Annotated in this window: 21 protein-coding genes; 10 read left to right on the forward strand and 11 right to left on the reverse strand. The window is 51.1% G+C overall.

What is annotated here, in order from left to right; all coding sequences use genetic code 11:
- Positions 1–4 precede the first annotated feature (4 nt).
- Together rpsR and rplI are read left to right on the forward strand one after the other, a co-directional pair.
- Entirely contained in the window at positions 5–232 is a 228-nt protein-coding gene (gene rpsR / locus DXU84_RS20210; protein WP_002210155.1) for a 30S ribosomal protein S18, read from the forward strand.
- 39 nt (positions 233–271) lie between these two features.
- Complete coding sequence (gene rplI / locus DXU84_RS20215) at positions 272–724, forward strand: 50S ribosomal protein L9 (RefSeq protein ID WP_013573778.1); 453 nt, start codon at positions 272–274, stop codon at positions 722–724.
- 87 nt (positions 725–811) lie between these two features.
- Here rplI and DXU84_RS20220 read toward each other — a convergent pair whose 3' ends face one another.
- Complete coding sequence (locus DXU84_RS20220) at positions 812–1,522, reverse strand: LysM-like peptidoglycan-binding domain-containing protein (RefSeq protein ID WP_013573779.1); 711 nt, start codon at positions 1,520–1,522, stop codon at positions 812–814.
- A gap of 255 nt (positions 1,523–1,777) precedes the next feature.
- Here DXU84_RS20220 and fklB point away from each other — a divergent pair, with 255 nt between their 5' ends.
- On the forward strand, positions 1,778–2,398 hold the full coding sequence (gene fklB / locus DXU84_RS20225; RefSeq protein ID WP_037034256.1) for an FKBP-type peptidyl-prolyl cis-trans isomerase: 621 nt from the start codon (positions 1,778–1,780) through the stop codon (positions 2,396–2,398).
- A 65-nt stretch (positions 2,399–2,463) separates the two neighbouring features.
- On the opposite strand, the gene ytfE is transcribed toward fklB, so the two are convergent.
- Positions 2,464–3,129, reverse strand: a complete 666-nt coding sequence (ytfE, locus tag DXU84_RS20230; protein WP_013573781.1) for an iron-sulfur cluster repair protein YtfE — start codon at positions 3,127–3,129, stop codon at positions 2,464–2,466.
- Between the two features lie 123 nt (positions 3,130–3,252).
- Positions 3,253–5,202 (reverse strand): bifunctional 2',3'-cyclic-nucleotide 2'-phosphodiesterase/3'-nucleotidase, encoded by a 1,950-nt coding sequence (locus tag DXU84_RS20235; protein ID WP_153376581.1) that lies wholly within the window; start codon positions 5,200–5,202, stop codon positions 3,253–3,255.
- A gap of 198 nt (positions 5,203–5,400) precedes the next feature.
- On the opposite strand from DXU84_RS20235, the gene cysQ reads away from it, so the two are divergent.
- Positions 5,401–6,147 (forward strand): 3'(2'),5'-bisphosphate nucleotidase CysQ, encoded by a 747-nt coding sequence (gene cysQ, locus DXU84_RS20240; protein WP_013573783.1) that lies wholly within the window; start codon positions 5,401–5,403, stop codon positions 6,145–6,147.
- 35 nt (positions 6,148–6,182) lie between these two features.
- On the opposite strand, the gene DXU84_RS20245 is transcribed toward cysQ, so the two are convergent.
- Positions 6,183–6,740: a YtfJ family protein gene (locus tag DXU84_RS20245; RefSeq protein WP_121020152.1), complete on the reverse strand. Its 558-nt coding sequence runs from the start codon at positions 6,738–6,740 to the stop codon at positions 6,183–6,185.
- A gap of 309 nt (positions 6,741–7,049) precedes the next feature.
- Between DXU84_RS20245 and DXU84_RS20250 the strand changes: the two genes are divergently transcribed.
- Complete coding sequence (locus DXU84_RS20250; RefSeq protein WP_013573785.1) at positions 7,050–7,256, forward strand: DUF1107 domain-containing protein; 207 nt, start codon at positions 7,050–7,052, stop codon at positions 7,254–7,256.
- Positions 7,257–7,369: 113 nt separating this feature from the next.
- Here DXU84_RS20250 and DXU84_RS20255 read toward each other — a convergent pair whose 3' ends face one another.
- Positions 7,370–8,719 (reverse strand): hemolysin family protein, encoded by a 1,350-nt coding sequence (locus DXU84_RS20255; protein WP_013573786.1) that lies wholly within the window; start codon positions 8,717–8,719, stop codon positions 7,370–7,372.
- Between the two features lie 228 nt (positions 8,720–8,947).
- On the reverse strand, positions 8,948–9,583 hold the full coding sequence (gene msrA / locus DXU84_RS20260; RefSeq protein ID WP_014411565.1) for a peptide-methionine (S)-S-oxide reductase MsrA: 636 nt from the start codon (positions 9,581–9,583) through the stop codon (positions 8,948–8,950).
- A 329-nt stretch (positions 9,584–9,912) separates the two neighbouring features.
- On the opposite strand from msrA, the gene DXU84_RS20265 reads away from it, so the two are divergent.
- From DXU84_RS20265 to DXU84_RS20275, 3 genes are read left to right on the forward strand one after another with little or no spacing between them, the layout of a single operon-like run.
- Positions 9,913–11,592, forward strand: a complete 1,680-nt coding sequence (locus tag DXU84_RS20265) for an autotransporter assembly complex family protein (protein ID WP_153376593.1) — start codon at positions 9,913–9,915, stop codon at positions 11,590–11,592.
- Complete coding sequence (locus DXU84_RS20270) at positions 11,589–15,404, forward strand: translocation/assembly module TamB domain-containing protein (RefSeq protein WP_153376582.1); 3,816 nt, start codon at positions 11,589–11,591, stop codon at positions 15,402–15,404. The genes DXU84_RS20265 and DXU84_RS20270 overlap by 4 nt, the downstream gene beginning before the upstream one ends.
- Positions 15,405–15,435: 31 nt before the next feature.
- On the forward strand, positions 15,436–15,789 hold the full coding sequence (locus DXU84_RS20275) for a gamma-glutamylcyclotransferase (RefSeq protein ID WP_013573790.1): 354 nt from the start codon (positions 15,436–15,438) through the stop codon (positions 15,787–15,789).
- 101 nt (positions 15,790–15,890) lie between these two features.
- On the opposite strand, the gene ppa is transcribed toward DXU84_RS20275, so the two are convergent.
- Positions 15,891–16,421: an inorganic diphosphatase gene (ppa, locus tag DXU84_RS20280; protein ID WP_013573791.1), complete on the reverse strand. Its 531-nt coding sequence runs from the start codon at positions 16,419–16,421 to the stop codon at positions 15,891–15,893.
- Positions 16,422–16,737: 316 nt separating this feature from the next.
- Here ppa and DXU84_RS20285 point away from each other — a divergent pair, with 316 nt between their 5' ends.
- Complete coding sequence (locus tag DXU84_RS20285; RefSeq protein ID WP_153376583.1) at positions 16,738–18,309, forward strand: methyl-accepting chemotaxis protein; 1,572 nt, start codon at positions 16,738–16,740, stop codon at positions 18,307–18,309.
- Positions 18,310–18,432: 123 nt separating this feature from the next.
- On the opposite strand, the gene fbp is transcribed toward DXU84_RS20285, so the two are convergent.
- Positions 18,433–19,437 (reverse strand): class 1 fructose-bisphosphatase, encoded by a 1,005-nt coding sequence (fbp, locus tag DXU84_RS20290; protein WP_013573794.1) that lies wholly within the window; start codon positions 19,435–19,437, stop codon positions 18,433–18,435.
- A 167-nt stretch (positions 19,438–19,604) separates the two neighbouring features.
- Here fbp and mpl point away from each other — a divergent pair, with 167 nt between their 5' ends.
- Positions 19,605–20,990: a UDP-N-acetylmuramate:L-alanyl-gamma-D-glutamyl-meso-diaminopimelate ligase gene (gene mpl / locus DXU84_RS20295; RefSeq protein ID WP_112152041.1), complete on the forward strand. Its 1,386-nt coding sequence runs from the start codon at positions 19,605–19,607 to the stop codon at positions 20,988–20,990.
- Positions 20,991–21,287: 297 nt separating this feature from the next.
- On the opposite strand, the gene yhcN (DXU84_RS20300) is transcribed toward mpl, so the two are convergent.
- The 3 genes from yhcN (DXU84_RS20300) to argR form a co-directional block, all read right to left on the reverse strand.
- Positions 21,288–21,551, reverse strand: a complete 264-nt coding sequence (gene yhcN, locus DXU84_RS20300) for a peroxide/acid stress response protein YhcN (RefSeq protein WP_014411566.1) — start codon at positions 21,549–21,551, stop codon at positions 21,288–21,290.
- A gap of 201 nt (positions 21,552–21,752) precedes the next feature.
- Positions 21,753–22,016 (reverse strand): peroxide/acid stress response protein YhcN, encoded by a 264-nt coding sequence (gene yhcN, locus DXU84_RS20305; protein ID WP_153376584.1) that lies wholly within the window; start codon positions 22,014–22,016, stop codon positions 21,753–21,755.
- Positions 22,017–22,466: 450 nt separating this feature from the next.
- Positions 22,467–22,937, reverse strand: a complete 471-nt coding sequence (argR, locus tag DXU84_RS20310) for a transcriptional regulator ArgR (protein WP_013573799.1) — start codon at positions 22,935–22,937, stop codon at positions 22,467–22,469.
- Positions 22,938–23,193: the final 256 nt, after the last annotated feature.

A 23,193-nucleotide genomic window follows, 5' to 3' on the forward strand; every position in this document is an offset into this window, starting at 1 on the left:
CCTAATGGCACGTTATTTCCGTCGTCGCAAGTTCTGCCGTTTCACCGCGGAAGGCGTTGTAGAGATTGATTACAAAGACATCGCTACACTGAAAAACTACATTACCGAAAGCGGTAAAATTGTCCCGAGCCGTATTACCGGTACTCGTGCAAAATACCAGCGTCAGCTCGCTCGTTGCATCAAGCGCGCTCGCTACCTTTCATTGTTGCCATACACTGATCGTCATCAGTAATCGGCCACTGTCTATTAACGACTTTGAGAGGATAAAGTAATGCAAGTTATTCTGCTTGATAAAGTAGCAAACCTGGGCAGCCTGGGTGATCAAGTTAACGTTAAAGCGGGCTACGCTCGTAACTTCCTGGTACCACAGGGCAAAGCTGTTCCTGCTACCAAGAAAAACGTTGAGTTCTTCGAAGCACGTCGTGCAGAACTGGAAGCCAAACTGGCTGACGTTCTGAACGCTGCTGAAGCTCGCGCAACTAAAATCAACGAACTGGGTTCAGTAACCATCGCGTCTAAATCAGGCGACGAAGGCAAACTGTTCGGCTCTATCGGTACTCGCGATATTGCTGATGCAGTAACTGCTGCTGGCGTTGAAGTTGCTAAAAGCGAAGTTCGTTTGCCGAATGGCGTTCTGCGTACCACTGGTGAACACGAAGTTGAGTTCCAGGTACACAGCGACGTATTCGCTAAACTGAACGTAGTTGTGGTTGCTGAAGCGTAATAGCGCTGAAGTTAACCTGTGAAACGCCGGCCATGTGCCGGCGTTTTGCTTTTCTGCATGATGAACAATGCAAAGATAAGAAGCCGATCAGTTACCGCGCTGGAAACTGCCGTCCGGCTGACGGGTAAACGTCACGGTAACATTTTGATCCGTTGTCACTTGCAGGGCCATGACCATCCCCTGCGCATCACGCTGTATCTTCACTTCCTGCCCGGTTTTCAGGGTACTCAGTGGTTTGTCCGCCCCTTCTACCCGTGCCATCGAAAATACGTCATTTACTGCCATATTATTATCGCGGAACAACTGCGCCAGCGTCTGACCCGACTGCACCTGATAACTGCGCCACGTGCCGCTGTTGTCATTACTCTGCGGCTGAACAGGCTCAGGCTGCGCCATTTGCGTCGTGCGGCCCTGATCGTTACGCAAATCGGCCTGCATCGGGATACTTGCCGGTTGTTGCGGTTGCGACGGCGCATAGGTGTTTTCTGGCGTATAGGGCCACAGTAATGCCAGCAGGATGACCAGCACCGCCAGAATAATGCCGCGGCGGTGCGCATACGGCAGGGGCGACAACCAGTGGAAATCGTCGCTCATGTGCCAGATTTTGCTCAGCAGCGTTTTGCCCCGGGCGGCGGCGGAAGTACCGGTTTCCGTTTCTGCAGAAGTGATTTCACTCTCGCTTTCACTCTGCGGTGCTGTGGTGTCTCGCATCGGCCTTTTCATAATGGCAATCCAGGATCTCAACATGGGTTGATAAATACGGATGGCTTTCCTTCTCCTGGGCGGGATTCTGCCCATGACGACCTCTCTTGTTAACTGTCGTAATATCGACTGCCTGTTGCTGCCTAGTATAGCCGTTTAACTGCTTGATGCGGAAAGGGACAAAGCACAAATATCACCCGAACGATGTCGTGAATGGCGTCAAATGCGAAAAATTTACCGAAAAGGGAAAGGAACTGCGCCTGCCGTCATGTTGCCTCACAGAGAATTTTACCCAAAAGCCTTGCGCTGCTATGCTGCGCGTTCGACATTTTTAAGAGCTAAGGAAATTTCATGACTACCCCTTCATTTGACAGCGTAGAAGCGCAGGCAAGTTACGGTATCGGCCTGCAGGTCGGTCAACAGTTGCAGGAATCAGGTTTGCAGGGTTTAGAGCCTGACGCACTGCTGGCAGGCTTACGCGACGCGCTGGAAGGGAATACGCCAGCCGTTCCTGTTGATGTGGTTCACCGCGCACTGCGTGAAGTCCACGAACGTGCTGATGCTGTTCGTCGTGAACGCCAGGAAGCTCTGGCTGTTCAGGGTCAGGAATTCCTGGCTGCAAATGCACAGCGCGAAGGCGTGAGCAGCACCGAGTCTGGTCTGCAATTCTCTGTCATCACCCAGGGCGAAGGCACCATTCCGGGCCGTCAGGATCGCGTACGTGTTCATTACACCGGTAAACTGATCGACGGTACCGTGTTTGACAGCTCCGTACAGCGTGGCGAGCCGGCTGAATTCCCGGTCAATGGCGTGATCGCAGGTTGGATCGAAGCACTGACCCTGATGCCTGTCGGTTCTAAGTGGGAGCTGTATATCCCGCATAACCTGGCTTACGGCGAACGTGGCGCGGGGGCTTCCATCCCTCCATACAGCGCGCTGATCTTCGAAGTTGAGCTGTTGGAAATTCTGTAATTCCTTCCGGATAGCAGAAACAAGAAAGGGCGCATATGCGCCCTTTTTTACCTCTGAAACCTGAATTATTCGCCACGCAGCGCGCGCGGGAACAACAGGTTGTTTTCCAGATGGATATGCTCCATCAGGTCGGTGATGAATTCGTTGATCCCGGCGTACAGCGCCCGCCAGGTCACACACGCCCCTTCCGGCGGCGTCACGTTATTGGTCAGACGTTTAATCTCTTCAAGAATCTGCCCCGCATCATCGTGCTCACGTTCCATGACTGAAATCGGACCGGCAGCCTGACGGCCCATTCCGCCGCGGATCATCGGGAACAGGATCTGTTCTTCTTTCATCATATGGCTGGTCAGTTCTTCCAGAATCAGTTGCAGCTGAACCGCCAGACCGTGGGGACAAGGCAATTTGTCACCGTGTACCCGTTCCACTTTCTCTGCCATCAGAACCAGTTCAGGCAGCTCCTGACGGTGGCGGTCATGGTAGCGAGGAATAATAAAATCGATAATTTGCGCCAGCGGTGCGGTTTTCCAGTCAGTGGAGGTATCCGGCAGCCGGGCAATTTCAGCAATCTGCTGTTCGATGAGATCAATATCCAGCTCTTTTTTGGTGACGGCGCGCAGCAGGGTTTGTTTACCGCCACAGCAGAAATCGAGATCGTACTGACGGAACAGACGGGTAGCGCGCGGAATGGCAACAGCCAGAGCGCCAAGGGGTTGGTCGCGATAGTCCATGATGAAGCCTCGTTAAATGAAGGAATTTATAACATGCATTATAAATACATGTTTAAGGCGCGGCTATAGCTCAAAGGAAGTACAGAAAGAAAAAACGCCCCGGGCGGGGCGTTTGACAGGGCATTATTTTTGCAAATCGACCTGATAAATCTCAAAACCTATGGCATCGGTGCCTTTGGCCATCATCGGGTATTGCGCGTGAGACTGAATAAAGGCCGCCGCTTTGTCGCCAGGAGACGTTTCGAAACGGATATCCAGCGGTTGCGGTGCTGCAATTTTCGCCAACTTCCAGTTGTTGTCCGCCGTTGGCGTGACCGCGCCTGCTTTTTTGGTTTCGGCACTGATGTACGCCGCAACCACGGAACGGTTTTCATCCGGTGACGCGAAAGCAATGTGTTTATCGCCGGTGCCTGCGAATTTTCCGCCGTAAGCCCGGTAATTATTCGTGGCGACCAGGAAGGTGGCTTTCAGGTCTATCGGCTTACCGTTGTAGGTCAGGTTTTTAATGCGTTCTGCATCTTTATTAATCAGTGCGCATTCACCATCGAATTTTGCCGGCTGGCTGACATCAACTTCATATTTCACGCCGTCGATAACGTCAAAATTATAAGTACGGAAGCCATCCCAGTTGATCAGCGGTTGTGGTTTGGTGCTGTGAATATCGATTTGATTAAACTGTCCGGCAGAACATTCCAGCCAGTCTTTGACTTCCTGTCCGGTGACTTTCATCACCACCAGTGTATTCGGATACAGATACAAATCTGCCGCATTGCGGAAAGTCAGCTCGCCTTTTTCCACTTCCACGAAACTGGCCGGATCGTTTTTACGTCCGCCGACTTTAAAGGGTGCAGCAGCAGAAAGTACCGGCAGATCGGCTAAATCCGGGTCGCCCTGAATGAAATGTTCGGTATAGGCTTTCTGCGCATTATTGACGATTTGTACCGTCGGGTCGTCCTGAACCAGTGCCAGATAGCTGTACATGTTGTCGGTGGATTTGCCGATTGGCTTACTGACAAATTTACGTGTTGCGTCATGAGAAGGGGCGAGCACTTTCACCAGACTCTGATCTTCCGCCGCCAGAGATTTCTTCTGCTCTTTATCGTAAATCGGGCGCGCTTCAGCTTTAGCCGTTTCGACTTTCCAGCTGCCACTGTCGTTGTTCAGCACCATATCCACGACACCAAGATGGTCGCCCCACATGCCGGGCATCACGGCAGGAACACCATTCAGCGTGCCTTGTCTGATGTCCGCGCCTTTGATGCTGGCGAATTCCTCACTCGGGAAAACCGCGTGCGCATGGCCGAACATAATGGCGTCGATGCCTTTCACCTGGCTCAGGTAATACACCGAGTTTTCTGCCATGGTTTTGTATGGGTCGCCGGAAAGACCAGAGTGCGGGATGGCGACAATGATGTCGGCACCTTGCTTACGCATTTCGGGGATCCACTTTTTAGCGGTTTCGGTGATATCCGCCACAGTGACTTTGCCTTGCAGATTAGCTTTGTCCCAGACCATGATTTGCGGCGGCACGAAACCGATATAGCCGATGCGGAGATTATGGGTTTTACCTTCCCGGTCTTTTACCGCGTTATCGGTGATCAGGAATGGTGTGAACAGCGGCTTACCGGTTTTATCATCAATGACGTTGGCATTTACGTAAGGAAACTTCGCCCCGGCCAGCGCTTTTTTCAGATAATCCAGACCGTAGTTAAATTCGTGATTACCGAGATTACCGACCGCATAATCGAGTGTATTCATCGCCAGATAAACAGGATGGACGTCGCCCTGTTTCAGGCCTTTCGCCGCCATGTAATCGCCCAGCGGGCTGCCCTGTATGATGTCGCCGTTATCGACTAATACTGAGTTGGTGACTTCGTTCCGTGCCGCATGGATCAGGCTCGCGGTGCGCACCAGTCCAAATTTATCGGTCGGTTTATCTTTGTAGTAATCGAAGTCCATCATGTTGCTGTGCAGGTCCGTGGTTTCCATAATGCGCAGATCCACCTGTGACGCCTGAACGGATGCTGCCGTCAGTACCGCCAGCAGGGATAACGTCAGATGACGTTTATTCATTGCCTTGCCTCCAGAGAAAGGGATGATGCCCGTAAGAGAAAACCGGATATGTATCTCAAAATTTGCTGAGAATGTAATCAGTTGTCATGGATAAATGTGAGATGTAACAGCTTTATGACGTGTTCACATTACGGGATGGCTATTCGCGGCAAAAAAAACTAGGCTTGAGAAATGAGAATCAAAGCACTGAGGTAAACGATGTTAGAGCAAATTTGTCAGTTAGCGCGCGATGCGGGTGACGCGATCATGGCGGTGTATGACGGTGAACAACCGCTTGATGCGCGCCATAAAAAAGACGATTCGCCGGTCACCGCAGCAGATATTGCAGCGCACAACGTGATTAAAGCCGGCCTGCAAACGCTGGATCCGCAAACGCCGATGCTGTCGGAAGAAGACCCGCAAAGCTGGAGCGAGCGTCAGAACTGGACGCGCTACTGGCTGGTTGATCCGCTGGACGGTACCAAAGAATTCCTGAAACGTAACGGTGAATTCACCGTTAATATCGCACTGATCGAAGACGGTATCCCGGTGTTAGGCGTGGTGTACGTGCCGGTGACCAAGGTGATGTACAGCGCCGCAGAAGGCAAAGCCTGGAAAGAAGAGCAGGGCGAACGTCAGCAGATTGCAGTGAAAGAAGCGCATCCGCCGCTGGTGGTCGTCAGTCGTTCACACTTCAGTAATGACCCTGAATTGCAGGATTACCTGGCGCAACTGGGCGAACATCAGACGGTAGCGATCGGCTCGTCGCTGAAATTCTGTCTGGTGGCTGAAGGTGCGGCACAACTTTATCCGCGCTTCGGACCGACCAATATCTGGGATACCGGCGCCGGTCATGCTGTCGCGCTGGCTGCCGGTGCGCAGGTACATGACTGGAAAGGGCAGACGCTGAACTACGTGCCACGCGAATCGTTCCTGAATCCGGGCTTCAGAGTGTCTTTATTCTGATATGACACCCCGGTTTACGCCGGGGTTTTTACGTTTTATTCTTTTACCAGCTGATCCACCAGCGTAATCACCTGCTGGACTTCCTGCGGTGACAACTGCCCGTCTTTGGCGAATTTAATTACCCCGTGTTTATCCAGAACCACCACCGCTGAACTTTCCGGTTGCAGGTCCCATGCCTTTTTCACCGCACCGTTGCTGTCGACAATTACCTGCGACCACGGGAATTCACGTTTGCCGCTTTCTATGCTTTTACGCACAAACATGCCGGTACCGATAATAGCGTCGTCGGTATTGACGATAGTCGTGGTCTGATAACGGTCATGCGGCAAATTCGCGGCCCTGATCGCGGTAATTAGCGGTTCGTTCAGGGCCTTGGCGCTGCTTCTTCCCGCCATGTGCTGCACAATACGCACTTTTCCAGGAAGTTTTGCGCTGTTCCATTTGCTGTAACTGAATGCATCCTTAACGTCATTCAGTTCGCCTTTATCATCCACCCCGACCGGTGCCAGACGCTGGCCGACGGTAAAGTTGTGGGCAGATGCAAAAAGCGAAAATGTCATAAAAGTGATCACAAAAAGACTTCTTAAAAGCATAGATTCTCCGGGGCGCAAAAGAACAGTCACGCCAATCATAGGACGCCCTAAGTGGTCTGTCCTGTTGGTATGTTAAATTTGTGTTGCTGATTACAAAATTGCCACATAAAGCAGGGTTATACTGTGTTTGAATGTCAGGGTTTAAGACAATACTGAAAATCAATGTAAAAGCAGTTAAATCCACTGGCAATACCTGAGTGCCCTGCTATGTTATAGGTCTCTTCACTGCAAAACACTTTTCTGTCCCGGTATCTGTCGCCTTGCGACGTGGCCGGTACCTGCAGTGATTTAACGGAGAACAATAGAAAAATGAGAATATTCCAGCGTTACAATCCGATGAAAGTCGCAAAGTACGTTAAGACACTGTTTCGTGGACGTTTGTATATCAAGGACGTCGGCGCTTTTGAATTCGACCAAGGCAAGATCCTGTTGCCTAAGGTACGCGATAAGCGCCACTTTAGCGTGATGTCTGAAGTTAACCGTCAGGTTACGCATTTGCAGGCAGAAATGGGCTAAGTGTGCCCTGCGTGTTGTCACTGCTTTATAGCAGTGTGCGCAAAAAGAAACGGCTCCCTGAAGGAGCCGTTAGTGTTTCTGGCGTTTGAATTTTCCACGCTTGAAAAAGCGCCTTACCCCTGCGCTTTCTTGTCGTCTTTAATTTCCTGCGGCGTTTTTGGCAGCAGCGGTGCAGCAGGCTGGTCGACAATACGCGTCACCAGCAACTGATCAATCTTATAGCTGTCGATATCGACCACTTCAAATTTGAAGCCGGAGAATTTCACAAAATCCGTACGCTTAGGGATCTTGCGCAGCATGAACATCATGAAGCCGCCGATGGTTTCATAGTTACCGGATTGCGGGAATTCTTCGATATGCAGCACGCGCATCACGTCTTCGATTGGCGTACCGCCTTCAACCAGCCATGAATGCTCATCACGGGCCACAATCTGTTCTTCCATACCCTGACCCACCAGATCCCCCATCAGCGTGGTCATCACGTCGTTAAGCGTGATAATACCCACCACCAGCGCATATTCGTTGAGGATCACGGCAAAGTCTTCGCCTGCCGCTTTGAAGCTTTCCAGTGCTTCGGAAAGCGTCAGCGTATCCGGCACAATCAGCGCATTGCGGATTTGCACACCGCTGCTCAACATTAAGCTCTGATTACCCAGCACACGGTTCAGTAAATCTTTCGAATCAACATAACCGACGACCTGATCAATATGACCGTCACACACCAGGAATTTGGAATGCGGGTGTGTGGCGATTTTCTCTTTAATACTTTCTTCGCTTTCACGCAGGTCAAAATAAATCACGCTTTCACGCGAGGTCATTGACGACGGAACGGTACGGGATTCCAGCTCGAACACATTTTCAATCAGTTCATGTTCCTGCTTACGCAGTACGCCCGCCAGCGCACCGGCTTCAAAGACGGCATAAATATCGTCGGAAGTGATGTCGTCGTTACGCACCATGGGCAGCTTGAACAGACGGAAAATCATGTTCGCCATACCGTTGAAGAACCACACCATCGGGCGGCAAATCATCAGACAGAAACGCATCGGGTTGACTATACGGACGGCAACCGACTCAGGTGAAATCATACCGATGCGCTTCGGTGTCAGGTCAGCAAACAGAATGAACAGGCTGGTGACCAGCACGAACGAAAAGATAAAGCTGATTTGATCCGCCATTTCAGGCGACATAAAGCGGATAAAAAAGGTCCGGAAAGCCGGGGAAAATGCGGCATCACCCACGATACCACCGAGGATGGCGACGGCATTGAGGCCAATCTGCACCACGGTAAAGAACAGGCCAGGGGTTTCCTGTAACTTCATGACACGGGAGGCATTGACGTTTCCTTCGTCTGCCAACTGTTTGAGTTTTATTTTGCGGGAAGCGGCCAGCGATATCTCTGACAGCGAGAAAAAGGCACTGATCGCGATTAATAAGAGAATCAGTAAAATACTGTTTAACATAATCTATCCGTTTAACACCGGAATTAACCGGCAGAGAAAGGCACTCATTATTTTTGTTGCTTAAAGAACACCCTTTTTAAAAAAACATTAAAAAGCTGTTCAGAAGAAAAAAGCGTTAAGGATGAAAAACAAAGATAATTGCCAGAAATAGTTTTCAAGGGCCACTTTTGTGACCCGCATAGTATAGCAGCAGCACTGAGACTGCCGCCAGCGCTTAAAAATCCCGCATTATTGCGGCGGCAGACAGACGCCTATGCCGCCTAATCCGCAGTAACCTTCCGGGTTTTTGAACAGATATTGCTGATGTTCATCTTCCGCATAATAGAACGGCAGGGCTTCGGTGATTTCCGTGGTAATAGTGCGCTTATCGTTCGCTTCGTCCATCGCCTGCTGGAAACTCGCCAGACTTGCCAGCGCCTGATCCTGTTGTTCTGCGCTCAGCACATACAGCGCGGAGCGATATTGCGTGCCAATATCGCCGCCCTGACGCATACCCTGCGCCGGGTCGTGATTTTCCCAGAAAATCTGCAACAGTTTTGTGTAGCTGATAATCGCCGGGTCAAAGACTACGCGCACGACTTCCGCATGACCGGTCTGGCCGGTACACACTTCTCGGTAGGTCGGGTTGGGAGTGAAACCGCCGCTATAACCGGCTGCCGTACTGTAAACCCCTTCCTGTTGCCAGAACAAACGCTCTACGCCCCAGAAGCAGCCCATCGCAAAAATCGCGACTTCCATGTTGTCAGGAACATGCGTCATTGAGTGGCCACTTACTGCATGAAGGGTTGCCACCGGCATCGGGGTTGTACGGCCAGGTAACGCTTCTGCCTGCGTGACAGACTGCGTTTTATCGGAAAGTTGCACCACAGAAAACTCCAGTTGTTGCTTTAGTGAACGAGGTTTGTCACAAAAGGTTTGTACGAATAACAACGACCAACAGGTCAGTGTTAGTTGTATCTGATTGCGTCTTTGCACACAATACGAAGGACGTTGCTTCGTCGTTGAACATTTTCAGGGGATTAGCACTAAAATGCTTTCATCAGACTTTAAAAAGATGAATCTGCCAAAGATGGGCAGATAATCTCCGGCGGGCATCTGATATTTTAACAGGACAGTAAAATTTAGCAGGAGTGCGTGTGCCACGATATCGTGAACTGGGTTTGTTATTTGTACTGCTGGCCCCCTCACTTTCCATGGCAGCGAAGGTGCGTTTGCAACTGGAAGGCCTGGATGGCGATTTAGAAAGGAACGTCCGCGTCCGTTTATCAGCCATTCAAAGCGATGAAGTCGGGGCTAACGGACGGTTCCGTGCCCGCGTCAGTGCCGCTATTGAACAGGGTTTACGGCCGCTGGGGTATTATTCGCCGACCATCGATTTTGATTACCGCGAAACACCGCCGCCGGGGCGTCCGGTGTTGATTGCCAAAGTGACACCAGGGTTACCGGTGAAAATCGCTGGCACGAGTGTCGTGATTGAAGGGCAGGCAGACAAAGATAATGAATTCGAACAGCTCAAACAGCGTGATGTGCCTGCGGTAGGGACGATTTTAAACCACGGGACGTACGATAATTTCAAAAGCTCACTGACCGGCATTGCCCTGCGCAAAGGTTATTTTGACGCCACGATGCGTAAAAGCCAACTGGGCGTCATCGAAGACGAGCACAAAGCGTTCTGGGACATTCAGTTCGACAGCGGCGAGCGTTACCGCTTCGGTGATGTGCATTATCAGGGATCGCAGATCCGTGATGAATATCTGCAAAATCTGGTGCCATTTCATCAGGGTGATTACTACACCACGGCGCAACTGGCTGAGCTTAACCGCCGCCTGTCTGCTACCGGCTGGTTTAACTCTGTTGTCGTGTCCCCGGATTTCACGGATGCCAAAGCCACGAAAACCCTGCCGCTGAATGCCGTGGTGTCGCCGCGCACCGAGAATACCATCGAAACCGGTATCGGTTATTCCACGGACATTGGCCCGCGGGTGACGGCCAACTGGAAGAAACCATGGGTTAACGATCGTGGCCAGAGTTTTGAAACCTCAACCACGCTCTCCGGCCCGGAGCAGTCTTTAGATCTCAGTTATAAAATTCCGCTGCTGAAATCCCCGCTGGAGCAATATTACCTGGTGCAGGGCGGTTTCAAACGTGAAGACCTGAACGATACCAATTCAGATTCCACCACCGTCAATCTGGCGCGTTATTGGGATCTCTCGAGCGGCTGGCAGCATGCGGTCAATCTGCGCTGGAGCCTTGATCACTTTACGCAGGGTAGCGTGACCAACACCACCATGCTGATTTATCCGGGTGTGAGCCTCAACCGTACGCGTCAGCGCGGCGGTCTGATGCCAACCTGGGGCGATTCTCAGCGCTACTCTCTTGATGTGTCCGATACTAGCTGGGGTTCTGACGTCGATTTCGCCGTGATTCAGGCGCAAAACGTCTGGATCCGCACCCTGGCTGACAAGCACCGTTTTGTGTTCCGCGGCAATCTGGGGTGGATTGAAACCAATGACTTCGAACGTGTGCCGCCATCCTTGCGCTTCTTCGCCGGTGGTGACCGCAGTATCCGTGGTTACAAATACAAATCCATTTCTCCACGTGATGACGAAGGCAAGCTGACCGGTGCGTCCTATCTGGGCACCGGTTCTGTGGAATACCAGTACAACGTGACCGGAAAATGGTGGGGCGCCGTGTTTGTCGATTCCGGTGAAGCGGTTAATGACATTACACAAAACGATTTTAAAACCGGCGCGGGTGTGGGTGTGCGCTGGGCTTCACCGATCGGCCCGGTGAAATTAGATGTTGCCGCTCCGGTTGGCGACAAAGATGAGCATGGATTGCAGTTTTACATCGGTTTGGGTCCGGAATTATGAGTTTATTTAAAAAAATCTGCCTGGGATTCCTGATTTTCCTGGTGCTGTTAATCAGCCTGGTGGCCTTTCTGGTCGGCACACAAACCGGTTTGCACCTGATGATCAACGGTGCCAACCGGTTCGTACCGGGCCTGAACATAGCCAGTACCGAAGGTGGATGGCGCGACCTGACACTGAAAGGCGTGCATTACGAAATGCCGGGTGTGGACGTTAAAGCCGGGGAGTTTCACCTTTCCCTCGATTTCTCCTGCCTGAAAAACAGCGCGCTTTGCGTCAATGCGTTGCGGGTGAAAGACGTGAATGTGGTGGTCAATACCAAAGAAATGACGCCAGCCGCCGCGCAACCTGAGCCGGAAAACAGCGAGCCGCTAACCAATCTCAGCACGCCGTATCCGATCACGCTGCGTTTGCTGACGCTGGATAACATCAATATTACGCTGGATGACCGGGCTATTTCGCTGGCGTCATTCCGCACAGGGGCGCACTGGGAAGGCCGCGCAATTCAGCTGATGCCAACGCGTATCGGCGGATTACTGATTGCGCTGCCGAAAACGCCGGTCAGCCCGTTACCGGACGTGGTGCAGGCCGCGCAGGACAAAGCCGTCGAAAAAGCGACGGGCAAACCGGCACAACCGCCGGTGGTCGTGCCGGAGAAACCGCTGGGTGAAACATTGCAGGAGTTGTTTGCTAAACCGCTGCTGCCTGAGTTACCGGATTTCCGTCTGCCGGTTGATCTGGATATTCAGCAAATTCTCGCCGAAAACCTGCGTCTCACCGGCGATACCGATGTGCTGATCACCCGTTTCGAGCTGAAAGCCAGTACGCAAAATCAGATTGTAAAACTGGATAAACTGATGGTGCGCTCGCCACAGGGTTCCGTGGATGGTATGGGGCAGGCGACGCTCAACCAGAACTGGCCGGTCGATATGACCCTCAATACCGCCGTGAATATCGATCCGCTGAAAGGGGAGAAGATCAAACTGAAAGTCGCGGGCGGGCTGCGCGATAAGCTGGATGTTGGCCTCAATCTTTCCGGCCCGGTGCGTGCTCAGCTGGCCTTGCAAACTCAGCTGGCGGAAGCCGGTTTGCCGTTGGATCTGCAACTTACCAGCGATGCGCTGCAATGGCCGCTGACCGGCACGCCGCAGTATCAGGTGAAAGGCTTCAAATTTAACGTGAGTGGTAAAGCGACCGATTACGCGCTGTCACTGCGTTCAGATTTCAAAGGCGAGCAGATACCGCCTGCGACGCTGACCCTTGACGGTAAAGGCAACGTGGAGCAGTTCAAACTGAGCCTGCTGCGCCTTGCCGCGCTGGAAGGCAATACCGACCTGACCGGCGTGGTGGACTGGAGTAAAGCCATCAGCTGGAACAGTGAACTGAAGCTGACCGGCATTAATACCGCTAAACAGTATCCTGACTGGCCGGCGAAATTGCAGGGCAAGATCACCACGCGCGGCAGCCTGTATGGCGGCACATGGCAGATTCAGGTGCCGGTGCTGGATCTGACCGGTAACGTGAAGCAAAACGCGGTCAAAGCGCAGGGTAATGTGCGCGGCAACAGTTATGGGCAGTGGGATATCCCGCAACTGCATCTTGAACTGGGGCGCAATAATCTGGATGTGAAGGGGACGCTCGCTGATACCTGGAATCTCGACGCTAAAGTCGATGCCCCACATCTTGACGGTGCATTGCCGGGTCTGGGCGGTGTAGTGAAAGGAATGCTGCAACTGCGCGGTGATCTCAAGGCACCGAAGCTGCTGGCGGATATAACAGCGACGGGCCTTAAATGGCAGGCGCTGACGGTGCGCCGCGTGGATATTAAAGGCGACGTCAGCTCTACCGATCAGATCCAGGGCAATTTTAGTGTACGCGTTCAGCAGCTTAAACAGGATGCGCTGGATATCACTGACATTAATCTCGAGGCCAAAGGTAACGAGAAAAAGCATGAACTGACGTTGAAAGTCGATGGCAAACCGGTTTCCGGCCGTCTGGCGCTGAGCGGCAGTTTTGACCGCGCCACCGAGGAATGGAAAGGCGACATCACCAATACCTTGTTTGATACGCCAGTCGGGCAATGGCGACTGAACCGTTCGATTGTACTGGATTACTTTAATAAAGAGCAACGGATCACCGTTGGCCCGCATTGCTGGCAAAACCCGGACGCTGATTTGTGTGTACCGAAAACGATTGATGCCGGTGCCAGCGGGCAGGCGAGCGTGGTGCTCAACCGCTTTGACCTGGCGATGATCAAACCTTTCCTGACCGATGACACACAGCTGAGCGGCGTGTTCAGTGGGAAAGCCGATGTGAGCTGGAAAGCGGAAGGCGGACTGCCGCAGGCCAGTGTTTCACTGGTGGGTAAAGGCGTGAAAGTTCAGCAACTGGTGCAGGGCAGCCCGCTGCCGGTGGCGTTTGATACGCTGAATCTGAACGCCGGGCTGAACAACGGTCGTGCCAGTCTCGACTGGCTGATTAAAATCACCCACAACGGTCAGCTTGACGGCAGCATCCAGATTGCCGATCCGCAGGGAAAACGTAACCTCAGCGGTAATGTGAATATTGCCCGTATCTCGATGGCCTTGCTGCAACCCGCGCTGATGGACGGCGAAAAAGCCTCGGGTATTTTGAATGCCAATCTGCGCCTCGGCGGTAACGCACAGAAACCGCTGGTGTTTGGCAGGCTTGCGCTGACCGGTGTTGATTTCGACGCGCAATTTATGCCGTTTGATATCACCGATGCCAATATCGGCATTAATTTCAACGGTATGTCATCCATCATGGAAGGGGTGATCAAAACCGCGCAGGGTCAGCTTGAGCTGAACGGTAACGCCGACTGGAGTGAAATTAATGCCTGGCGCGCCCGCATCGCGGCGAGAGGCAACAAAGTGCGGGTTTCCGTGCCACCGATGGTACGTCTGGACGTTTCACCGGATTTAGTGTTTGATGCCACGCCGCAGTTGTTCTCGCTTAACGGAACCGTTGATATTCCGTGGGCGCGCATTACGGTGCAGGAATTGCCGGAAAGTGCCGTGGGCGTGTCGTCGGATGAAGTAATGCTCAACGACCAGCGTCAGCCTATCGCACCGGCTTCTGCTTCTATTCCGATCAACAGCAATCTGATGGTGAACATTGGTAAAGATGTTCGTCTCGATGCCTTCGGTCTGAAAGCCCGGCTGGAAGGTGCGCTGAAAGTGGCACAGGACAGCCGCGGCCTGGGGCTGAACGGGCAAATTAATATTCCGTCCGGGCGCTTCCATGCCTACGGGCAGGATCTGATTGTACGTAAAGGCCAGTTGCTGTTCTCCGGCCCGGCGGACCAGCCGCTACTGAATCTGGAAGCGATCCGTAACCCGGACGCGACAGAAAACGATGTGGTTGCTGGTTTGAGAGTTACCGGTGAGGCCGATGCGCCTAAACTTGAGATATTCTCAGATCCGGCGATGTCACAGCAGGAAGCCTTGTCCTACCTGCTTCGCGGGCAAGGATTAGACAACTCCGGCGGTGACAGTGGCGCAATGACTTCCGCTCTTATCGGGTTAGGGGTTGCACAAAGTGGTAAACTTGTGGGTAAAATCGGCGAGGCATTCGGTGTCAGCAATCTGGCGCTGGATACTCAGGGCGTGGGAGACAGCTCCCAGGTCGTGGTCAGTGGTTATGTTTTACCGGGTTTACAGGTGAAATATGGCGTCGGGATATTCGACTCGCTGGCAACGCTCACTCTGCGCTACCGGTTGATGCCCAAGCTTTACCTGCAGGCTGTATCGGGCATCGATCAGGCATTGGATTTGCTCTATCAGTTTGAGTTTTAATTCATGTGACTTTTACTATACGAATATAAACATGCGAATAATTGTTTACGGTAGCTTACGACGCAAGCAAGGCAACAGTCATTGGATGACGAATGCTCAATGGTTGGGTGATCATGAGCTGGAAGGTTACGCCCTGTATAATCTGGGTCACTATCCTGCTGTTATACCAGGGGAAGGCAAAGTCTATTGCGAAGTTTACCGCATTAACTCGTCCATCATGGCTGAGTTAGATGAGCTGAAAAGTAATACGAAAGATTATCGTCGTGAGCTGATTTCGACACCTTATGGCAGCGCCTGGATTTACCTCTATATTCGTTCACTGGATGGTGTGCCGAGAATTGAGGGTGGTGACTGGGTTAAGCGTAACGAAGCAGTAAGTGAGTAATCTGAGCAAGGTCGTCGGAAAATAATCGTTGTCTGACAACGCTTAATACATAAAAAAACACCGCCATCTGGCGGTGTTTTTTTGTTCAAACGGCAGAAAACTTATTTGTTTTTAGCACGTTCGAAAGAGGTCACGATTTCAGCTTTTGCAGCAGCAGCATCAGCCCAACCGTCAACTTTTACCCATTTGCCTTTTTCCAGCGCTTTGTATTGCTCGAAGAAGTGGGTGATCTGGCCGCGCAGCAGTTCTGGCAGGTCGTTCACATCTTTGATGTGATCGTATTCTTTGCTCAGTTTGGTGTGCGGAACGGCAACCAGTTTCGCATCTTCACCGGCTTCGTCGGTCATTTTCAGCATACCGACAGGGCGGCAGCGGATCACAGAACCTGGTTGCAGCGGGTACGGAGTTGGAACCAGAACGTCAACCGGGTCGCCATCCAGAGACAGCGTGTGGTTGATGTAACCGTAGTTGCACGGATAGAACATCGCAGTAGACATGAAACGGTCTACAAACAGCGCGCCGGTATCTTTATCCACTTCGTACTTGATTGGATCTGCGTTTGCAGGAATTTCGATCACTACGTAGATATCTTCTGGCAGTTCTTTGCCCGCCGGGACATTCAGTAAGCTCATTGTTGGTTTCCTTCATTGAACCAGGAATAGAGTGCCGCACATTATAGCCAACTCTCCCGCGATTTCCCGCCCTTTTCGTCGAATCGTCTGCGCGCATTTCCCGGCATGACCTGCTGTTGAACCTCGGCTAAATCTTCCGTATTGGCAGTAAAATTTACTGATCCGATACTTTTCCGCGTAACTGCCTGTTTTTGCTTTTCTTATCAAGATATTCGAGCGATTGCCGATAACAATATTCAAACAAAAAATCAGGATTAACCTGATCCCTACCCATCTGAAGTATCTCCTTTTCACCTGAATGGCTGGATAACACCGTATGTTGAATAAGTTGAGCGTAAAAGCCGGTCTGATTGGCCTGCTGGTATTTATGACGTTAATTCTCTTGCTGGTGAGCGTACTGGGGGCGAATGCCATCCGGCAAAGTGCGACATCACTGCAAAAAATTAACCAGCTTCAGGGCGATGAACTTGGTTCACTGGCCGACAGCTACAGTTTCTCGTTGCGCACGCGTGTCGCCAGCGGCGTGGCGGTACGTCAGCTGGAAATTGGCATGATGGATGATGCGAAAAATACAGCGGACCGCATGAGCGGTTATATCAAACAAGCCGATACCGATCTGGCGAAATTTATCAGCATCCAGGATGACACTCAGCAGGGCAGAGATTTATCCGACGCAGTAAAGAAAACCTACGATGCCTATAAAGCTAACGGCTTAGTGCCGCTGCTGGCAGCAATTCAGGCGCAAAGTGCAGACGGTTATTACGATGTGCTGGAAAACAAAATCACGCCTTACAGCAATGCTTATGATAAAGCGCTGGCGGATTTCCGTGCCTATGCCGTAGATAATACCAATAACCGGATTGAACAGGCCCGCGCCAATGCACGTATCCAACTGACGGTGATTGCCACCAGCTTCATCATTGCGCTGATTATCGCGGTGCTGGCATGGTTCGCCTTGCAGAAGATCATCATGCATCCGCTGACATTCTCCATTGCGCAACTGGAATACATCGCCCAAGGCGATCTGACCCATGAAATTGATGATTCCCGTAATAACGAAATGGGGCGTTTACTGAAAGCGATGAAGCAAATGCAGGATTCGCTGGCGCTTTCTGTCGGACGCGTACGCGATGCCGGGAATCAGATCGATGTCGGTTCCCGCGAACTGGCTGCCGGTAACGTCCATCTGGCGCAGCGCACCGAAGAATCCGCTGCATCGCTGGAAGAAACTGCCGCGAGCATGGAGCAACTGACCTCAACCGTGCGCATGAATGCCGCGAACTCTGACCAGGCCAATCAACTGGCGCAAAGCGTGTCAGTCATTGCCAACAAAGGCAGCGAAGTCGTCCATCAGGTAATGGATAAAATGCAGGGCATCACCGATAGCTCAAAACGTATCGGCGACATTATTACGGTCATCGACGGCATTGCCTTCCAGACCAATATTCTGGCGCTGAATGCGGCAGTCGAAGCCGCACGTGCCGGCGAGCAGGGTCGTGGTTTTGCGGTGGTGGCGGGTGAAGTACGAAGCCTGGCGCAACGCAGTGCGCAATCGGCTAAAGAGATTAAAGAGCTGATTGTGGATTCTGAAAGCCGGGTTTCTGAAGGTTCGGATATGGTGAGATCTGCCGCAAACACCATGCTGGAAATCTCCAGCGAAGTGACTCGAGTGACCAGCCTGATGCGTGAGATTTCCATCGCGACGACCGAACAAACGCACGGCATCGAACAGGTGAACGTGGCGATTACGCAGATGGATCAGGTAGCGCAGCAAAACGCCGCACTGGTGGAACAGGCGACAGCGGCCACACGTTCACTGGAAGAGCAGGCGCAGTTACTGGCAAAAAGCATGGCGGTGTTTAAACTCAATCGAGCCGATCATTTCTGAAAAAATCCTGAGCGGTAAACAATAAAAAAGGTGGCTTTTAAGCCACCTTTTTATGTTTGGGTCAATGCAAAGCTACACAGGTATCACATTCATTCTTTGATGATTTTTTGATGCGTATTTCAGTTATTCATCAGGGAACTGGGCAATGAAGCGCTCCGCGTCTTCCACCATTGAACTGTTGCCCACAAAGAATGGTGCACGTTCATGCAGTTTCTGCGGGATGATATCCAGGATACGGTTTTTACCGTCACTGGCTTTACCGCCAGCCTGCTCGGCCAGGAAAGCCATCGGGTTGCATTCATACAGCAGACGCAGTTTTCCGTTCGGATGGCTGGCGGTGCTTGGATAAATATAAATGCCGCCTTTCAGCAGGTTGCGGTGGAAATCTGCCACCAGCGAGCCGATGTAGCGTGAGGTGTAAGGGCGTTGCGTCGCTTCATCCTGTTCCTGGCAATACTTGATGTATTTTTTAACGCCAAGCGGGAATTTAATGTAGTTGCCTTCGTTGATCGAGTACATGTTGCCCTTTTTAGGGAAACAGACTTTTTCGTGAGAGAGGCAGAAAACACCAAGTGAAGGATCGTAGGTAAAGGCATGAACGCCTGCGCCGGTGGTGTAAACCAACATGGTGGAAGAACCATATACCACATAACCTGCGGCGACCTGGCGGTTTCCCGGTTGCAGGAAGTCAGCTTCCGTCACCGGCTGACCCAGCGGAGTCGTACGGCGGTAAATCGAGAAAATTGTCCCGACAGAAACGTTAACGTCGATGTTTGAAGAACCATCCAGCGGATCCATCAAAATGACGTATTTTGCATTTTCAGCGCGTTCACCTTCGAAAATGACAATCTCATCTTCTTCTTCTGACGCGATACCGGCAATCTCACCACGCGCCTTCATCGCGGCTTTTAATTTTTCATTTGCGTACAGATCAAGTTTCATCTGCACTTCACCCTGCACATTCTCTGCACCACTGGTACCCAGAATGTCGACCAGACCCGCTTTGTTGATATCACGGTGAATGATTTTAGCGCCGAGTTTAATTGCTGAAAGTAACGCTGTCAGTTCACCAGTTGCATGTGGAAAATCTTGCTGCTTCTCAACAATAAATTCGCCTAACGTTTTCATGACACTTTCCCTGAATCGAGGATAGATAACGGTACGTTAATAAAAATTTCACAAGAGCGTGAGCAGTTTAGCCCAAATATATGGACGAATCATAGGCAAATCCATTTCTTCTGGAGGATTCTGAGCGGTAGAATAGCGGCTGACTTAAAGGCATTAATGGAAAATATATGCGCATTCATATTCTTGGGATTTGCGGCACGTTTATGGGCGGGCTGGCGATGCTGGCTCGTGCACAGGGGCATCAGGTAACCGGTTCGGACGACAACGTTTATCCACCGATGAGTACGCTGCTGGAAAATCAGGGGATCGACCTGATCCAGGGGTACGATCCTGCCCAGTTAGATCCTCAGCCGGATCTGGTGATCATCGGCAACGCGATGACGCGCGGCAATCCTTGTGTCGAAGCGGTGCTGGAGCTTGGGATCCCTTATGTCTCAGGCCCGCAATGGTTACATGATCATGTTCTGCCAGAGCGCTGGGTTATTGCCGTTGCGGGGACGCACGGTAAAACCACCACTGCCGGCATGGTAACGTGGATCCTCGAAGCCTGCGGTTATGAACCGGGCTACGTCATTGGCGGCGTGCCGGGCAATTTCGAGGTGTCTGCGCGTCTGGGCAACAGCCCGTTTATCGTGCTGGAAGCTGATGAATACGACTGTGCGTTCTTCGATAAGCGTTCCAAGTTTGTTCATTACAGCCCGCGTACGCTGATCCTCAACAATCTCGAATTCGATCACGCTGACATCTTTGATGATCTGAAAGCGATTCAGAAACAATTCCACCATCTGGTGCGTCTGGTGCCGGGCAAGGGAAAAATCATTCTGCCGGAGCACGACACACCGCTGAAACAAGTGATGGCGATGGGGTGCTGGAGTGAGCAGGAATTTGTCGGTGATGCCGAAAATTGTGTGTGGGATGCTAAGAAACTGACGCCAGATTCCAGTACTTTCGAGGTTTATTTGCACGGCGAAGCGGTCGGGCAGGTGAAGTGGAATCTGGTTGGCGAGCACAACATGCATAACGGCCTGATGGCGATTGCTGCGGCACGCCATGTGGGCGTGAAGCCGGAAGATGCCTGTAAGGCATTGGGCGATTTCATTAATGCCCGTCGCCGTCTCGAATTGCGCGGCGTAGAAAATGATGTCAGCGTGTACGACGATTTTGCTCACCATCCGACGGCTATTCTGGCAACGCTTTCTGCATTGCGTAGCAAAGTCGGCGGAACTGCACGTATTCTGGCCGTGCTGGAACCCCGTTCAAACACCATGAAAATGGGCATGAGTAAAAATGAACTGGCACCTTCCCTGGGACGTGCTGATGAAGTTTTCCTTTTACAGCCGCAGCATATTCCCTGGCAGGTGGCCGAAGTGGCTGAACACTGTATTCAGCCTGCTCACTGGAGTGCAGACGTCGATTCACTGGTCGATATGGTCGTTAAGGCCTCTCAGCCTGGCGATCATATTCTGGTGATGAGCAATGGCGGTTTTGGTGGTATACATGGAAAACTGCTTACGGCCCTGGCTGCAAAAGCGAAAGCGTCACAAGATCAGTAAAATCATATTTTTATAGTGAATAAGCACAGCAGTTGCTGTGCTTTTTTTATGCCTGTGATCCGCCGTGTTAAGGTTTTCTCAGGCAAAAAAAGCCCCCGAAATTTTGAGGGCCAAAGGGTGTCGTCGGACAGGACGACGAGGGTATCGTTAGCAAGAGAGTCGGGCAGTGGCAGTGTCAACGCTCTTCCCAGCCTCAACAGCGCTTATTTTCGCTGGTCTGTGGCTGTTGAAACCCGGTAACGCTAATTTATGAAATAATAAAACAGCGGTTTTATATCAGTAACTTACTCAGAAATGTTATTGATAGATTTCTGCTGTCGCGTGATAAGCACCGTCGTTATGGGCTTCGATCACACGGAAAGATTTTGCGCCCTTGCTCTCAGCTTTATCAGACAGCTGCTGGCGGATATCCATTGGCACGCCGTTGACGCCGCTAACGCTGACCATGCCCATCGGTTGCAGATTTTCTGCCTGTTGGTTTGTCACAAGCTGTGCGGCAGAGGCACCAAAAGAAACAACAGACAACAGGCTAAGTGCGGCAATAGTGGTAATAATTTTCATGATGGTTTCCTGAATTCACAGACGTTGGTGCTTTTCATCAGAGAGCAACGTCGATTGAGATTTGGATTTATCAGGACTGTAATATCGTGTTCTGGAGCGCATAAAGCGTGCGGGAACGTAGATGGTGCAGTGACAAATCCTTCTTAATGCGCATAGCGCGGGCCTGAGTCATTCAGGCCCCTTCGCTTCGTTTACCCGAAATTATTGGTAAATTTCTGCGGTCGCGTGGTAGTTACCTTCTTCACGAACTTCGATAACACGGAATGCTTTAGCACCTTTGGCATCGGCTTTATCTGACAGTGCCTGACGGATATCTGATGGTGCACCGGCTATGCCGCTGACGCTGATCATCCCTGTAGGCTGCATTGTTGCGGCTTGTTCTTGTGTAACAGGTTGTGCTGCAAAAACGCCAAATGACAATGCAGAGAGAATGCTTAATGTTGCGATGGTAGTTTTAACTTTCATGATTTTGACCTCGTCGATTTTATTATGTTTCCAACAACTGGTGCTTCACACCACGGAAATGAGTATACATCTAGTCACGCCATAAATTAATAGCTCGCTAATAGTTATTTGGGTTGTTATATGTCAGCTATCTTTGTTTTTAATAACAAAAAGGCATAAAAAGTGGATGAAAAACGTTCGTTTCGTGTTAATTTTTAGTAAAATCAATGGAGTGAGTGAATTTGACTATTTGTGCTTATTCTTGCGGTGAATCACACCCTGGAAATATTTGTGTGACGGAATTTCGTAGGTTGTAGCGAGATTTAACAGAAAGGCGGTGCGTTTGCGGTTTTTTTGAGAAACGGAAGGCAGCAATAAAGGAAGGGAATAGCGTTGAATGAGGTCAGAGAAGGTAATCTTCTGACCTCAGGCACAGAATGAAAGCGACAGGAGGTGCAAAATGTTGCAGCCCTAGAGCTCCTGCTCGAACAAACTGAGGATCGCATCGTGCAACTGTTTGACGCTAAATCCGCGGGCCGGTGTCGTGAAGATCGTATCATCACCGGCAATTGTTCCGAGGATCCCTTCGGATTTACCCAGGGAATCGAGTAAACGCGCGATCAGTTGTGCGGCTCCCGGGCTGGTTCGGATCACCACAACGGCATCGTTATGGTCGATATCCAGCACAAGATTCTTCAGAGGACTGGTGGTTGTCGGCACGCCAATTTCAGCGGGCAGGCAGTACACCATTTCCATCTTCGCATTACGAGTTCTGACAGCACCAAATTTTGTCAGCATCCGTGAGACTTTTGACTGATTGATATTTTCGAAACCATCATCCTGAAGTGCGACAACGATTTCGCCCTGAGAGCTGAATTTCTCTTCCTTCAACAGTGCCTTGAAGGCTTTGATCAAATCTTCCTGTTTAGCAGGATTACGCATTTTGCACCCTGGTCTCTGAATCATAGTGGGGCTGATTATGCAGATAATTGAATTTTTATGCAACAGAGGTTAATTGCAAAAATCATGAATTAAGCTTGGAACAAGGAATGTAAGTGCCGCTGTTTTAAGCTCAATTTAATGAATATGCCAAAATTGTGCATTGCGGGTGAACTGTGTTGCACAAGGGATTTAATGTGATGATCTCGATTCAGCTCTCACATTGGACCGAATTTAACCATTTATTAACCTGGCCTAT

The organism is Rahnella sp. RcJ3 (assembly GCF_009498575.1).
In the GTDB taxonomy this organism is placed as follows: domain Bacteria; phylum Pseudomonadota; class Gammaproteobacteria; order Enterobacterales; family Enterobacteriaceae; genus Rahnella; species Rahnella aceris.

What these genes read in the sequence shown, in the direction of transcription:
- ppa (WP_013573791.1), bottom strand. Translation starts at nt 16,421, where the DNA reads ATGAGCTTACTGAATGTCCCGGCGGGCAAAGAACTGCCAGAAGATATC.
- mpl (WP_112152041.1), top strand. Translation starts at nt 19,605, where the DNA reads ATGCGCATTCATATTCTTGGGATTTGCGGCACGTTTATGGGCGGGCTG.
- DXU84_RS20255 (WP_013573786.1), bottom strand. Translation starts at nt 8,719, where the DNA reads ATGTTAAACAGTATTTTACTGATTCTCTTATTAATCGCGATCAGTGCC.
- ytfE (WP_013573781.1), bottom strand. Translation starts at nt 3,129, where the DNA reads ATGGACTATCGCGACCAACCCCTTGGCGCTCTGGCTGTTGCCATTCCG.
- rpsR (WP_002210155.1), top strand. Translation starts at nt 5, where the DNA reads ATGGCACGTTATTTCCGTCGTCGCAAGTTCTGCCGTTTCACCGCGGAA.
- DXU84_RS20270 (WP_153376582.1), top strand. Translation starts at nt 11,589, where the DNA reads ATGAGTTTATTTAAAAAAATCTGCCTGGGATTCCTGATTTTCCTGGTG.
- DXU84_RS20250 (WP_013573785.1), top strand. Translation starts at nt 7,050, where the DNA reads ATGAGAATATTCCAGCGTTACAATCCGATGAAAGTCGCAAAGTACGTT.
- DXU84_RS20220 (WP_013573779.1), bottom strand. Translation starts at nt 1,522, where the DNA reads ATGGGCAGAATCCCGCCCAGGAGAAGGAAAGCCATCCGTATTTATCAA.
- DXU84_RS20245 (WP_121020152.1), bottom strand. Translation starts at nt 6,740, where the DNA reads ATGCTTTTAAGAAGTCTTTTTGTGATCACTTTTATGACATTTTCGCTT.
- argR (WP_013573799.1), bottom strand. Translation starts at nt 22,937, where the DNA reads ATGCGTAATCCTGCTAAACAGGAAGATTTGATCAAAGCCTTCAAGGCA.
- DXU84_RS20235 (WP_153376581.1), bottom strand. Translation starts at nt 5,202, where the DNA reads ATGAATAAACGTCATCTGACGTTATCCCTGCTGGCGGTACTGACGGCA.
- fklB (WP_037034256.1), top strand. Translation starts at nt 1,778, where the DNA reads ATGACTACCCCTTCATTTGACAGCGTAGAAGCGCAGGCAAGTTACGGT.
- yhcN (WP_014411566.1), bottom strand. Translation starts at nt 21,551, where the DNA reads ATGAAAATTATTACCACTATTGCCGCACTTAGCCTGTTGTCTGTTGTT.
- DXU84_RS20275 (WP_013573790.1), top strand. Translation starts at nt 15,436, where the DNA reads ATGCGAATAATTGTTTACGGTAGCTTACGACGCAAGCAAGGCAACAGT.
- cysQ (WP_013573783.1), top strand. Translation starts at nt 5,401, where the DNA reads ATGTTAGAGCAAATTTGTCAGTTAGCGCGCGATGCGGGTGACGCGATC.
- fbp (WP_013573794.1), bottom strand. Translation starts at nt 19,437, where the DNA reads ATGAAAACGTTAGGCGAATTTATTGTTGAGAAGCAGCAAGATTTTCCA.
- rplI (WP_013573778.1), top strand. Translation starts at nt 272, where the DNA reads ATGCAAGTTATTCTGCTTGATAAAGTAGCAAACCTGGGCAGCCTGGGT.
- DXU84_RS20285 (WP_153376583.1), top strand. Translation starts at nt 16,738, where the DNA reads ATGTTGAATAAGTTGAGCGTAAAAGCCGGTCTGATTGGCCTGCTGGTA.
- yhcN (WP_153376584.1), bottom strand. Translation starts at nt 22,016, where the DNA reads ATGAAAGTTAAAACTACCATCGCAACATTAAGCATTCTCTCTGCATTG.
- DXU84_RS20265 (WP_153376593.1), top strand. Translation starts at nt 9,913, where the DNA reads ATGGCAGCGAAGGTGCGTTTGCAACTGGAAGGCCTGGATGGCGATTTA.